This window comes from Amycolatopsis keratiniphila subsp. keratiniphila, from assembly GCF_001620365.2.
GTDB classification, from domain to species: domain Bacteria; phylum Actinomycetota; class Actinomycetes; order Mycobacteriales; family Pseudonocardiaceae; genus Amycolatopsis; species Amycolatopsis keratiniphila.
In genome coordinates this window covers 24,602-37,848 of sequence record NZ_LQMT02000013.1, presented here as the reverse complement: position 1 = coordinate 37,848, position 13,247 = coordinate 24,602, and the positions used below count along the sequence as shown (strand labels likewise).

General features: G+C 70.2%; 13 protein-coding genes and 1 riboswitch. Of the genes, 5 read left to right on the top strand and 8 right to left on the bottom strand.

The genetic code is table 11. The annotated features are described in order from the left end of the window. The first annotated feature begins 112 nt into the window (after positions 1–112). Positions 113–367, top strand: coding sequence for a hypothetical protein (locus AVR91_RS13920; RefSeq protein WP_038510864.1), 255 nt, complete (start codon positions 113–115; stop codon positions 365–367). Positions 368–372: 5 nt separating this feature from the next. Here AVR91_RS13920 and AVR91_RS13915 read toward each other — a convergent pair whose 3' ends face one another. The 4 genes from AVR91_RS13915 to AVR91_RS44415 form a co-directional block, all read right to left on the bottom strand. Next, the gene (locus tag AVR91_RS13915) at positions 373–1,470 is read right to left on the bottom strand and encodes an Rv2629 family ribosome hibernation factor (protein ID WP_063823081.1); all 1,098 of its coding nucleotides are present in this window, start codon (positions 1,468–1,470) and stop codon (positions 373–375) included. A gap of 62 nt (positions 1,471–1,532) precedes the next feature. Further along, a complete protein-coding gene (locus tag AVR91_RS44305) occupies positions 1,533–1,661 on the bottom strand; it encodes a hypothetical protein (RefSeq protein ID WP_267284112.1) in 129 nt (42 codons plus the stop codon). 7 nt (positions 1,662–1,668) lie between these two features. Beyond that, the gene (locus tag AVR91_RS13910; RefSeq protein WP_063271195.1) at positions 1,669–2,187 is read right to left on the bottom strand and encodes an RNA polymerase sigma factor; all 519 of its coding nucleotides are present in this window, start codon (positions 2,185–2,187) and stop codon (positions 1,669–1,671) included. Positions 2,188–2,202: 15 nt separating this feature from the next. Further along, entirely contained in the window at positions 2,203–3,615 is a 1,413-nt protein-coding gene (locus AVR91_RS44415; protein ID WP_063271196.1) for a fatty acid desaturase, read from the bottom strand. A 130-nt stretch (positions 3,616–3,745) separates the two neighbouring features. Between AVR91_RS44415 and AVR91_RS13900 the strand changes: the two genes are divergently transcribed. The 3 genes from AVR91_RS13900 to AVR91_RS13890 all read left to right on the top strand — a co-directional run bounded on the left by AVR91_RS13900 (position 3,746) and on the right by AVR91_RS13890 (position 7,968). Beyond that, positions 3,746–4,990 carry a PucR family transcriptional regulator gene (locus AVR91_RS13900; RefSeq protein WP_228709199.1) on the top strand — a complete coding sequence of 415 codons (1,245 nt, stop codon included), beginning with the start codon at positions 3,746–3,748 and terminating at the stop codon, positions 4,988–4,990. A gap of 117 nt (positions 4,991–5,107) precedes the next feature. Continuing rightward, positions 5,108–6,289: an NAD(P)/FAD-dependent oxidoreductase gene (locus tag AVR91_RS13895; protein WP_063271198.1), complete on the top strand. Its 1,182-nt coding sequence runs from the start codon at positions 5,108–5,110 to the stop codon at positions 6,287–6,289. After that, entirely contained in the window at positions 6,286–7,968 is a 1,683-nt protein-coding gene (locus tag AVR91_RS13890) for a GMC oxidoreductase (RefSeq protein ID WP_063271199.1), read from the top strand. Before AVR91_RS13895 ends, AVR91_RS13890 begins: the two co-directional genes overlap by 4 nt. Before the next feature lie 50 nt (positions 7,969–8,018). On the opposite strand, the gene AVR91_RS13885 is transcribed toward AVR91_RS13890, so the two are convergent. The 4 genes from AVR91_RS13885 to AVR91_RS43785 form a co-directional block, all read right to left on the bottom strand. Next, on the bottom strand, positions 8,019–8,429 hold the full coding sequence (locus AVR91_RS13885; RefSeq protein WP_076857339.1) for a hypothetical protein: 411 nt from the start codon (positions 8,427–8,429) through the stop codon (positions 8,019–8,021). Between the two features lie 179 nt (positions 8,430–8,608). Next, on the bottom strand, positions 8,609–10,342 hold the full coding sequence (locus tag AVR91_RS13880; RefSeq protein ID WP_063271246.1) for a cation:proton antiporter: 1,734 nt from the start codon (positions 10,340–10,342) through the stop codon (positions 8,609–8,611). A gap of 395 nt (positions 10,343–10,737) precedes the next feature. Further along, entirely contained in the window at positions 10,738–11,124 is a 387-nt protein-coding gene (locus AVR91_RS43790) for a hypothetical protein (protein WP_228709198.1), read from the bottom strand. 42 nt (positions 11,125–11,166) lie between these two features. Then, entirely contained in the window at positions 11,167–11,481 is a 315-nt protein-coding gene (locus tag AVR91_RS43785; RefSeq protein WP_228709197.1) for a class I SAM-dependent methyltransferase, read from the bottom strand. Positions 11,482–11,504: 23 nt separating this feature from the next. Beyond that, positions 11,505–11,658, top strand: a riboswitch (cobalamin riboswitch). Positions 11,659–11,738: 80 nt separating this feature from the next. Between AVR91_RS43785 and AVR91_RS13870 the strand changes: the two genes are divergently transcribed. Next, complete coding sequence (locus tag AVR91_RS13870) at positions 11,739–13,247, top strand: ABC transporter substrate-binding protein (RefSeq protein ID WP_063271201.1); 1,509 nt, start codon at positions 11,739–11,741, stop codon at positions 13,245–13,247.

Genomic DNA, 13,247 nt, shown 5'->3' with positions numbered 1-13,247 from the left:
TGTCCCCAATGCCACATTGGTGGCACTGTCCCTCAAGGAGGCCTTCACGGACCTGACCCGCGCGATCAGCTCCCGGTGGTTGCCGACGCCACAGGCCGGGTAGCCCTCCGGCATGACGAACTGTGAAGTCTGCGGAAACGACTACGAAAAGACGTTCGAGATCCACACCGTCGACGGAGCGAAGCACACCTTCGACTCCTTCGAGTGCGCGATCCACCAGCTGGCGCCGATCTGCGAGCACTGCGGCTGCCGCGTGGTCGGACACGGCATCCAGGTGGAGGACCGCTTCTTCTGCTGCGCCCACTGCGCGCGGGAGAGCTCGGTCGCCGGCGGAGACAAGGCACGCGACGCGGTCGCGACGTCCTGATCCGGTCAGATCGCGAACCGAAGAACCGCGCCGACGCCCTCCGTCAGACCCTCACCGCTGACGGGGACGATGTCCGCGCCTTCGGCCAGCACGGCCACCGGAAGCGCTTCGTCCGCGCGGCACTCGGTCGGCGACTCCGTGCCGGAGAGTTCGAGATCCTCCTTCGCGGCCGCGACCTGGGTCGGTTCGCCGGAGACCCAGACCAGGCGGTCGGCCAAGGAATCGGCATCGATCAGCAAGGTCTCGACGGCACCCGACCGGAGGGCGGCCGTCGTCCGCGCGAGCCCGTCCGCCGCCAGGCCGCCCTCGCGGCCCTGTTCGGCGCGGAAGCGGTCGATCACGTCCTGGCGACCGCGTTCGGCGTGTTCGGCCAGCACCCGGCGCACCTCGGCTTCGAGTGCCTCCGGGCCACTCCCGTCCGCCCGGCCGCCTTCTTCCAGCTCGACGACCTTCTCCTTGCCGCGCGGGGCGAGTTCGTCACGCACCTGCGCTCGCGCCTGCACCTCCCCCGCGAGCACCAGCACCTCGGCGCCGACGGAATCGGCGAGCTTCACCGCCTCCCGTGCGACCTCCGCGGCGTTGCGTTCCGCCACCGCCTCCACCCGGTGCTGGATGTTCCAGTAAGCCGAGCCACCACCGCGCACCTTGTGCACCGGATGGTCCTCACCTTGGACGGTCCGCTGTTCGGCACCGTCCTCACCGGACGCGAACAGATCGGCCCCCGTCCGGTCCACGACCACGACCACGTGCGGCACGACGGCCGGAGTGAGCCGCAGGAGCGGGAGCAGGTACGGCTGTGGCGCGACACGGGCGACCTCGCGGAGCGGCGGCTCCACGAGTTCCTCGTCGAGTACGACCTCGTTCCCCTCCGCGACCAGTGCTCGGCCCGCCTTGCCCTCCGAAGGCGGGGCGGCGGCCACGGCCGCGTCGAGAGCGGTGAGCGTCCGCTCCTCCGCGCCCTCGTCGGCCAGCTGCCTGCGGATCGACCGCCAGCGCAACTCCAGCTGCGCGGCGGCGTCCTCGGTGTCGTGCGAGTTGTCGAAGTAGACCGACGCGAACGGTCCTTCGCGGGCGGTGACGTCCCGGAGCGTTGAGCTTTGCACGATGCCTCCTGCCTCGTCGGTTCCGCTTTCGATCTTCGGGTACCCGAGAGAAGGCGGGTGAATCACCCTTTGCCCGAGAAGGCGTCGAAGACCCTGCCCACCAGCATGCCGATCATCGGCAGCCAGATCGGGCACAGCATCAGGACGAGCAGTGGGCCCATCACCTTGGCGATCATCAGGAACGCGTACATCGCGCGGTCACCTTCCTTCGGTCGCGAATCCGGCCATCGAGGTCGCGAGCGCGCGCACCGCGCGGTGCTGGAGGGCCCGGACGCTGTTGGGGTTCTTGTTCATCGCCTCGGCCACTTCCGCGACCGACAGGCCCGCGAAGAACCGCAGGAGCAGGCATTGCCGTTGTGGCTCGCTGAGGCCCGCCAGGCACCGCCGGAGCGCGGCCGCCTGGATCCGGGCCAGTGCCAGCTGTTCGGCGCCGCCGCCGTGGTCGGGAGCGTCGTGGTCCTCGCCGTCGAGCAGTTCTCGCCGGTATCTGGCCGATTTGCGGTAGTCGCGGGCCAGATTGTCGGCGATCGTGTAGAGCCACCCGGTGAAGGAACCGACCCCCGGCTGGAAGTCCGGAAGTTTCCGCCAGGCACGGAGGAACGCTTCACTGGTGAGGTCTTCCGCCGCCGCGGCCGAGGGGACGCGCATCCGCAGGTAGCGGAAGATCGGGACGGAATGCTGCCGGTAGATGGTGGTGAAGGCCGCTTGATCGGTCATCCGCGCGGTCGCATGTCAGACCACCTCGCGGCGGACCGGCACGAAGTCGATCTTGTCGCGGACACCGCAGTCCGGGCAGGTCCAATCGTCCGGGACGTCCGACCAGGCGGTGCCGGCGGCGAACCCTTCGAGCTCGTTGCCTTCGACGACGCGGTAGGTGTAGCCGCATCCCGGGCATCGGGCGGCGTCGACCTCGTCGACGAGGGTGAGCGCGGTGTCCGAAAAGGACATTTCCCGGTCGTCGAAGGAGGCGGGCGGGTACTTCTTCAGCAGGGAAGCCAGTTTCCCCGGCTGGACGTTCGCCTGGCGGAGGTCTCCGTCGAAGTGGCGGACCACGCGCGGGTCCATCACCCTGCGGAACAACGGCGGGACGAGCGCGACGATCATCATCCCGGTGTATCCGGTCGGCAGCACCGGGCTTTCCTTGAAATCACGCAAGGTCTGGAATCGCCGGGTCGGGTTCGCGTGGTGGTCGCTGTGCCGTTGCAGGTGGTACAGCAGGACATTGGTGGCGACGTTGTTCGAGTTCCACGAATGCGACGGCGTCACGCGTTCGTAGCGCGACTTCGCGCCGTTGGTGACCTTCTTGCGGAGCATCCCGTAGTGCTCCATGTAGTTCACGATTTCGAGCAGCGAGAACCCGAAGACGGCCTGGATGACGAGGTACGGCAGGATGCCGAGCCCCAGCCACGCGATCAGCACACCCCACAGCGCCGCGCTCATCAGCCATGCGTTCAGCACGTCGTTGCCCAGGTGGAACGGGTGACTTCCCTTGCGGGCGTAGCGTTTCTTCTCGACACCCCACGCGCTGCGCACCGAACCGAAGACGGTGCGCGGCCAGAACCGGTAGAAGCTCTCCCCCAGCCTGCTCGACGCGGGATCCTCCGGGGTCGCGACGCGGACGTGGTGCCCGCGGTTGTGCTCGATGTAGAAATGACCGTAGAAGCATTGCGCCAGCGCGATCTTCGCCGCCCAGCGCTCCACACTCTCGCGTTTGTGCCCCAGTTCGTGCGCGGTGTTGATCCCGATGCCCGCGACCGTGCCGAGCGTGACGGCGAGACCGACCTTGCCGAACACGGAGATGCCGTCACCGGAAAGCACCCACGCTCCCACCACGAAACCCGCGTACTGGAGCGGCAGGAACAGGTAGGTGATCCACCGGTAGTAGCGGTCCTCTTCGAGCGCTTCCATCACCTCGTCCGGTGGATTGGTGTGGTCATACCCCGCCATGAGATCGACGAGCGGCACGAGCACGAGGACGACGAACGGGCCGAGCCAGAGGACCACGCCCGCCCCGGTCGCCGCGTGGAGCCCGATCGCGGCGAAGGGCAGCAGTGGCACCACCAGCCCGAGCAACCACAGGTAGCGCTTCCGGTCGTGCCAGGTGGCGGCTCCGTTCTCCGCCCCGGTGAGGTGGTACTTCTTCATGGCAGCCTCCGAATCCGTGTTCCTGGGACGGTAGGAAGCCGGGCGGCGCGGAGCACTGTGCGCTGAACCGAAAGCGGCCGCCCGTTTGGGTCCACGGCACCAACGGCCCCGAGCGCGTACGGTGCTGCCTGTGACGCCAACGGCCGCCGGCACCCTGGTCAAGGTCGCGAGCTCGGTGCTGACCGAGGTCGCCGCCCTGCGGGATCGGATCGTGGAGGAGGTCTCCGGCGAGCTGCCGGAGCTGGCGCAGGACGCGCAGGCCAGGGACCTCCTCGTCAGCACGGTGCGCGAGAACCTGATCGCCGCGCTGGGCGTGTTCGGCGGCGCCACGCGCCGGGCCGACGTCGGCGCGCCCCCGGTCGCGCTGGAGTTCGCCCGCCGGCTGGCGCAGCGAGGCGTCCCCATCACCACCATGCTGCGGGCGTACCGGCTCGGCCAGGCGGCCTTCCAGCAGGAGATGATCACCCGGATCGCGGCCGAACCGGTGAGCGCCGGGGACGTCGCCGTCGCCGCGACCGAACTGTCGTCGGTGGCCTTCGGTTACATCGACAAGATCTCCGAGGAGGTCGTCGAGGCCTATCAGCTGGAACGCGACACCTGGCTGCGCGACCGCAACGCGAACCGGCTGGCGAAGGTCCGGGCCGTACTGTCCGGCAAGGCCGTCGAAAGCGGCGAGATCGAGAAGGCGATCGGGTACGTCCTGGCGGATCGGCACGTCGGCGCCGTGCTGTGGTGCGGGCCGGACGTCGACGAAGGCGCCCGGCTCAGCAGCCTCGAACGGCACGCCGGCCTGCTCGCCACCGCGGCGGGCGGCCGGGCGCCGCTGGTCGTGGCGCCGGACGCGTCCACGGTCTGGGCCTGGTTCCCGGCGCCGATCGACCCGGACGTGGTGACGCGTGTCCTGAACGGCTCGCCGGAGCCGGTCCGGGTGGCGCTCGGCGACCCCGCGAGCGGGCTGGACGGTTTCCGCGGTACCCATCAGCAGGCCCTTCAGGCGCAGGCCGTCGCGCTGATGGCGGGCGACGGCCTGTCCCGGTCCGTGACCACGGCGGCGCAGCTCGGGCCGCTGGCCCTCGTGGCCGCCGACACGGCCGCCGTCGCCACGTGGGTGCGGACGGTGCTCGGTGCGCTGGCCGACGACGACGAACAGCATCGCCGCATGCGCGAGACGGTGTGGGCCTATCTGTCCAGCGGCAGCAGCCTGATGCTGGCCTCCCAGGAGCTCCACCTGCACAAGAACACGATCCAGTACCGGCTCCGCAAGGCGGAACAGGCACGGGGCAGGCCGCTGGCCGAGGGCCGTATCGACGTCGAAGTGGCGTTGCTGGCCTGCCGTCTGCTGGGCCCGGCCGTCCTGCGCCCGGCCGGCGACTGACGCCGGTTTGTGCGCTGGGAACAGTCCGGCCCGCCATTCCCGGTCCGCGGACCGATGCCCGGCCGCGCCGCGCGGCGAAGACTCCTCGCAACGGACACCGGCAGCGAGGACTGAGCCATGGACAAGGCAGGACTGGTCGTAGTCGGAGCATCACTGGCGGGCCTGCGCGCCGCCACCGCCGCCCGCCGGGCGGGCTACGAGGGACCTGTCACGCTCATCGGCGCCGAACCGCATCTGCCCTACGACCGGCCGCCGTTGTCGAAGGCGTTCCTCATGGACCCGGACCGGACGCCGCCCACGCTCGCGAGTGCCGTGGCGCTCGCCGATCTCGGGATCGACGTCCGGCTCGGCGAAGCGGCCACCGGACTGTCCATAAAGGACCATGAAGTCCTGATCGGACGGACCGCCGTCCCGTTCGGATCGCTGATCATCGCGACCGGCAGTGCCGCGATCCCGTTGCCGGGGCACGGCGTGTACACCCTCCGGACGCTGGACGACGCGCGCGCCATCCGGGCCCGGCTCGCGACGACCTCCCGCGCCGTCATCGTCGGCGGCGGGTTCATCGGCGCCGAGATCGCCACGGCCCTGCGGGAACGGGGCGCGGCGGTGACCATCGTGGAGGCAGCCGAGGTTCCCCTCGTGCGTGCCGTCGGCCCGCGTATGGCGGCCGCACTCGCGGGGCTTCACCCTCGCAACGGCGTCGATCTCCGGCTTTCCACGGCGGTCCGCGACATCACGCCGGACGGCGCGGGCAGCAAGGTCACGCTGTCCGACGGTGGTGTGCTCGACGCGGACCTCGTGATCGCGGGCATCGGCGCCCGCCCCGCGGTCGGCTGGCTGGACGGCTCCGGCGTCCCGCTGGGAGACGGCGTGCTGTGCGACCGGACGCTGCGCGCCGCCCCGGGGATCTACGCCGCGGGCGACGTCGCACGCTGGCACAACCCGCTGTTCGAGACCTCGATGCGGCTGGAGAACTGGACTTCCGCCTCGGCGCAGGCGGAGGCCGCCGCGCGTAACGCCGTCGACCCAGGCGCCGCGATGCCGTTCTCGGCCGTTCCGTACTTCTGGTCCGACTGGTACGGCAAGCGGATCCAGATGGTCGGCGTCGCGGCCGACGACGTCGACCTGTTCGGCGACCCCGAAGACGAGAGCTGGCTGGCGCTCTACCGATCGGGCGATCGGCTCGTCGGCGCGCTCGCGGTGAACCAGCCAGGCCGGATCATGAAGTACCGGGCGCACGTCATGCGCCGCTCGTCGTGGCGGGACGCCATCGACTTCGCCAAGGCGGTGGCGCGATGAGTCCCGCGGACGTGCTCGTCATCGGTTCCGGATTCGGCGGCTCGGTGAGTGCCCTTCGCTTGGCGGAGAAGGGGTATCGCGTCACGGTGCTGGAAGCAGGCCCCCGCCGCACCGAGGAGACGCTGCCCAAGACGTCCTGGGACGTGCGCAACTTCCTGTGGGCGCCCCGGCTGGGCTGCTACGGGATCCAGCGCATCCACCTCCTGCGTGACGTCGTGATCCTCGGCGGCGCCGGGGTCGGCGGCGGTTCCCTCAACTACGCCAACACCCTCTACGAGCCGCCCGCGCCGTTCTTCGAGGATCCGCAGTGGGCCCACATCACCGACTGGCGGACGGAACTGAAGCCGCATTACGACCAGGCTCGCCGCATGCTGGGCGTGACGCGGAACCCGACCGTGACGGCCGCCGACGAAGTACTGCGCGAGGTCGCCACCGACATGGGCGTCGGCTCGTCGTTCCGGCTGACTCCCGTCGGTGTCTTCTTCGGCGACGAACGGACTCCGGCGGGGAGCGTCGTGCCGGATCCCTACTTCGGCGGGGCCGGGCCGGAGCGCCGGACCTGCATCGAATGCGGCTCCTGCATGACCGGCTGCCGGGTCGGCGCCAAGAACACGCTCGACCGCAATTACCTGTACCTCGCCGAACGGCTGGGCGCCGAAGTCGTGCCGATGACCACGGTGCTCGACGTCCGCCCCGCCCCGGACGGCGGCTACGTCGTCCGTACCGTGCGGACCGGTTCGTCCCCACGCCGCCGCAAGAACGTACGGACGTTCACCGCCCGCGAGGTCGTCTTCAGCGCGGGCACGTACAACACCCAGAAGCTGCTGCACCGTGCCCGCGCCACGGGTGCGCTGCCGCGGCTGTCCGCGAGCCTCGGCAGGCTCACGCGGACGAACTCGGAATCCATCCTCGGCGCCAAAACGAAGCGGAAGGACGCCGACTTCACCCGGGGCGTCGCGATCACCTCGTCGATCCACCCCGACGCGCACACCCACGTCGAACCGTGCCGATACGGCAAGGGAAGCAACGCCATGTCGTTGCTGCAGACCGCGCTCACCGACGGCGGGAAACGCGTCCCGCGCTGGCTCACCTGGCTGGGCACGCTGGTGCGGGATCCCCGCAACGTCACCTGGTTCTCGCCGCGGCGCTGGTCGGAACGCACGATCATCCTGCTGGTGATGCAGACGCTCGACAACTCCATCACCGTGTCCGGCAGGCGCACCCGCACCGGCCGCCACAAACTGGTTTCGGGGCCGGGACACGGCGAACCGAACCCGACCTGGATCCCGGCCGGCAACGACGCCGCGCGCCGCGTCGCCGAGAAGATCGACGGTATCGCGGGCGGGACGACCGGCGAGATCCTCAACATCCCGATGACCGCGCATTTCATCGGCGGCTGCGCCATCTCCGACGATCCGGGCCGTGGCGTGATCGACCCGTACCACCGGGTGCACGGCTACGACGGCCTGCACATCGTCGACGGATCCACCATCTCGGCGAATCTCGGCGTCAACCCTTCCCTCACCATCACCGCACAGGCGGAACGGGCCATGTCGTACTGGCCCAACCGCGGCGACGCCGATCCCCGGCCGCCGCTGGGTGAGGCCTACCGGCGCATCGATCCGGTGCCGCCGCGGAATCCCGCGGTTCCGGCCGGTGCTCCCGCCGCCCTGCGGTGACACTCCCGTCGGCGGGCGCCCGGACAGCGCCCGGGTGCCCGTCCGGCCGGTCAAACCACGGCCTGGACCCAGCCGTCGGTTTCGTCGACGACCTCACCGCCGCTGATCTGCTCGAGCTTGTAATTGATGGTCGTCCCCTCCGGGAACTGGTAATCGCACTCCTCGGAGCCGTTCTCCGATCCGTTGTAGTCCTTGCAGGAGCCTTTGAACTTCCCGTGCGAATTCGGCAACGAACTGGTCCAGCGCAGGCGCGTGCCGTTCCCGTCCCAGGTGTCGTCCGCGACCTTCATGCGGTCGCCGTACGAGATCACGCAGCCCCAGTCGTCGTTGAGCCAGATCTTCGTCTTGGCGCAGGAGGCTCGCTCGCCGTCCCGCGTCACGTCCGACGCGCTCGCGGCGGTGACCCCCGCCGTGGCCAGGGAACCGATCACCAAGGCCGTCACGGCGGCGAATCGCTTCATCTCGTGCACTGTCGTTCCCCCTCATTTCGCTTTCCCCTTGACGGTTTCCATCGTCATCAGCCGGACGGACCGGCGGCAAGGCGAACGGCGCGACTTGGGAGGCGGGAACGAAACGAGGGCTCTCACCAGCGGGAACGTGACGTCCCGAGACGAACCGGCAGCGTGGTGAGACGAGTCCGTCAGGAGATCGGCCGGTCCGCCAACTGCTCGAGCCGGGCCATCTCGACGTCGAGGGCGGTCTGCGCCCGGCTCAGCGCCTCCGAGCTGTATGCCCCGCTCGACCGGGCGTGCTGGAGGCGTTCGGACTGTTCGGTCAGGACCCGCAAGCGCAGGCGCAGGTATTGCTCGATCTGTTCCGGGGCCGGGCGGTCGCCCGGCGATGCGGGCGGGACGCGCACGTCCGCGCGCACCCGGTCCACGACCCGGTCGCCGAAGGGCCCGTTGCCCGGGTCCTCCAGGGCGGGATCGTCCAAAAGGGACTTCGCCGCGTCGGCCAGCTCGGTCGTGAGCCGGACGTACTCGCGCCGCAACCGGTCCGGGTCCTCCGACGGCACGCGCGCCGCGCGGATCACCGCCGGCAGCGTCATTCCCTGCACCAGCAGCGTCGTGGTCGCCACCACGTAGGCGATCAGGACCAGCAGGGCACGGTCCGGCGTGTCCTGCGGAAGGGTCTGCGCGGCCGCGAGGGTGATCGCGCCGCGCATTCCCGCCCAGCCGAGCACCACGCCACCGCGCCAGCCCAGTGTCTCGGTGAGCCGGAACTCGACGTCGGCGGCGGCCCGGTCGAGCCGTTTCCGGAAATGCGCCACCCGCCTCGGTGACGCCTTGTCCAGCCGTTCGGTGACGGCGGGATTCGACTCGTCGCCCCGCAGCACCGCCTGCGTCGTTTCCAGCCGGGGCTTGAACCGAGCGGCCTTCCGCTGCTCGCGGTACAGGCCGCCGACCAACGGCCCGACGAAGACGATGCGCGCGACGATGACGAGCGCCGACGCGGCCAGCCCGATGCCGAGCGCGCGCCACACGCTCGAACCGTCGTCGTGCACCTCGTCGATGAGGGTTTTGACGCTGAGTCCCATGAGCAGGAACATCGCGCTTTCCAGCAGGAAGGCCGCGGTGCGCCAGTTGACGGCCTCGGCGAGCCGGTCCGTCGCGCGCAGATGCCGGGGGGCCAGATGCCCGGTCACCAGTCCGGCGACGACGACCGCGAGCACGCCCGAGGCTCCGGCCTCTTCCGCGGGCAGGAACGCGATGAACGGGACCACGAACGAGATCGCGGTGTTGAGCACGGCGTTGCCCAGCAACGCGCGCACCCGGACGTTGAGGATCCCGACCAGCAGCCCGATCCCGACCGCCACGACGACCGCGTAGACGAACTCCCCCACGATGCCCCAGACGGACACCGAACCGGCGACCGCGGCGACGGCCGACCGCAGCAGCACGAGCGCGGAGGCGTCGTTGACGAGCCCTTCGCCTTCGAGCACGGTCAGCAGCCGGGGTGGCAGGCCGAGCCGCCGTCCCACGGACGTCGCGGCGACGGCGTCGGTGGGGCTGATGACCGCGCCGAGCGCGAACGCGGCGGGCCAGCCGATATCCGGTATCAGCCAATGGAACAGCCAGCCCGCGCCCAGGGTCGTCCCCACCACGAGCAGCACCGCGAGGCCGGTGATCGGCCGGATGTTCCGCCGGAAATCGACCACCGGCATGTTCACCGCCGCCGAATACAGCAGCGGCGGGAGCACCCCGGCGAGGATCAGCTCCGGTTCGACCTCGGGATGCGGGACGCCGGGCAGGAAGCTCAGGCCGATACCGGCCACCACGAGGCTCAGCGGAGCGGCCACGTTGAGCCGCTCGGAGAACGCGGCCACCAAGACGATGCTGACGACACCGAGGACGACGACGAGGGTCAGGTTCACCGGGTTCACTTGTCCTCTCGCCGGTCAGGTGGCTTGCCGTGCCCATTGGTGACACGAGGTCACCGGACCCGCAAGTCGGAGCCGGTCAGCGCGGTGTGTCGCGAAAGCCACCTCGCCTGCCGTGCGCGAAGCCGCCCAGGTACCGAGGCCGCCGAACGCGTCGTGAGTGGCAAAGAGCGTTATTGAGCGGTAAGGCAAAGGTGGCGTGCTCGTCAGCTGGGCTGAAGGGGGCGACCGACAGGGTGAAGGGGACTTTCCCCTCATCGCACGAGCGGAAAGTCCCCTTCACCCCGGCCTGCGGTCCTCATGGGTGGCGGAGCCCCGGGAGGTGTTGCGAAAGCCACTTTCGCAACGTTGAAGGTTGCGAAAGCCACTTTCACAACATCCGGAGCCCGTCAGCGCAGCGCCGCCAGGACGTAGTCGTCGCCGGACTGCCAGACCGGGGCCACCTCCGCGAAGCCCGCCTCCCGGAGCAGCCGGGTGTGCTCCTGCGGGCTGAGCCGGTTGCCGTAGCCGGTCGAGATGCCGCGCAGTTCTTCGGCCGTGAAGCGCTCCTGCAGCGCGGGGTCCGCGGCGGCCGCCGCCCACCAGGTCTTCCAGTCCTCGTTGGCGTGGACCCCGGCACGGGCCGCCCGGCGCTCCTTGACCACCGCGGCGAGCTCGCGCATGGCCGGTTGCTCGTCGTAGAGGTGGTCGCCGTTGACCAGCGCGCCGCCCGCCCTCAACGCGACGGCGAGGTCACGGTAGACCTCGGCGAGCCGCTCGGGACGCAGCCAGTGCAACGCGGTCGTCGAGACCGCGGCGTCGACCGGCCGCCACTTCAGTCAGCCGCTCTCGGCGAGGTCGGCCCGGACATATTCGATGTCGCTCCGCTCCGGCCGGGTCGCGCGGGCGAGCGCGAGCAGGAACGGGTCGTCGTCGAGGCCGACGATCCGTGCGTGCGGTAACCGCTCGGCGAGCCTGGTGGTCAGCGAGCCCGGCCCGCAGCCGAGGTCCAGCACCAGCGGCTCGTCGACGTCGCGGCAGACGTGTTCGACGACGTCGATCACCACGGTGAAGCGTTCTTCACGGTCGGCGACATAGCGTTCCTGCTGTACGTCCCACCGGCGTACCCAGTCCGCCGCGAGCTTCTCGTCCACCGGCCTCCCCTTCGTGATCTTGATCCTGTGTAGCACACGCCGGTCATGGGTTACCGTGTGCGCCACAACGTAAGAAGGTGCCCGTCGGGGGAAGCCGGTGTGAATCCGGCGCTGACCCGCAACCGTGAGCGGCCGTACGCCGTGAGCCGGACTGCCCGCCGGACACCGCCAACCCCAACTGTCGTGGAGTGCGGAGCGGGGTCCCGTTCACGTGCGGTCGCGCGCCCGGGACAGTGCTCGATGTCCCGGAGGTTCCTATGACGCGTCATCCGCTCACCCGTCGGAGACTGCTGGCGCTGGCCGCGCTCACGCCGTTGGCCGCCTGCGGGACCGCACCGGCGGCCACGGGCCGGCTGCGAGTGGCGTTCGCCGCGGGCGGGTCGAAGGAAACCCTCGACCCCGCCCAGGTTTCGCTCTTCGTCGATCAGGCACGGGCCAAGGCGCTCTTCGACACGCTGGTCGCCTACAACGCCGACACCTCCTTGCGGCCGCGGCTGGCCGAGTCCTGGGAGAGCGACGCCTCAGGCACTCGCTGGCGGATCCGGCTGCGGCAGGCGGCGTTCCACGACGGGCGTCCGGTCACCGCGGACGACGTGCTCTACACCTTCCGGCGGATCGCCGACCCGGCGCTGGCCTCCTCGTCGCGGCAGTACTTCGCGAAGGTGGACTTCGCCCGCAGCAAAGCGTTGTCCCCCAAAGAAATCGAGCTGACGCTGACCGCGCCCGACTTCGAATTCCCGTCGGGCTGGGGCGCTCCCGGAGCGGAGATCGTGCCCGCCGGCACGACGGACTTCACCGCGCCGGTCGGCTCGGGGCCGTTCCGTTTCGTCTCCTTCACTCCCGGCGGCCCGGCGGTGTTCCGCAAGAACGAGTCGCATTGGGACGGCGCGCCGAGCATCGACGAGCTCGAATTCGTGCCGGTCAACGAGGAAACCGCGCGCGTCAACGCGTTGCTGTCCGGACAGGTCGACTACGCCCACGACCTCGCTGCCGGAACCGCGGCCCGGCTCGCCGGTGACGCACGCGTTTCGCTGCTCGAAGCCAAGGGAACGACGATGCAGGGCCTGATCCTGCGCGTGACGCGACCCCCGTTCTCCGACCCGAGGCTGGTGCGCGCCGTACTGTCCGGAGTGGACAGAGAAGCCCTGAACCGCGTCGCGCTGGCCGGGCGCGGGGAGATCGGCAACGACCTGTTCGGCAAGGGACTTCGCGGGTATGCCGCGGACATCCCCCAACGCCGTCGCGATGTGGACCTGGCCCGGTCGCTCGTCCGTGAGGCGGGCGCGGAGGGGCTGGCCTTCGCCGTCGAGACCAGCGACGTCGATCCGGGCTTCGCCACCGCGGCCACGGTGATTTCCCAGCAGCTCGAGGAGATCGGGCTCGCCGCGACGCCGAACACCCGCGCGTCGAGCACCTATTTCAGCGAGATCAAGACCAAGGGTGTCGCCGCGCTCACCCGCACGGCCACCCTGCCCGTCCCGACGTTCCTCAACCAGCGCTTCCGCACGCGCGGTTCGAACAACGTCAACGGCTTCGGCTCGCCGGAGTTCGACGCGCTCATGGATCGCGCCGCGGCCACCGCGGACGAACGGGCCAGGCTGGCGCTGTTCGGCGACGCGCAGCGGATCGTCCACGAATCCGGCGGGCTGCTCGCCTGGGGGTTCAGCACCTGGACGATCGCCGTGTCGAAGCGGGTTTCCGGGGTGGTGACCGCGCCACCGAACACCTTCGATTGGGCGCGGTTCGACCGCGCCCGGCTGTCCTGA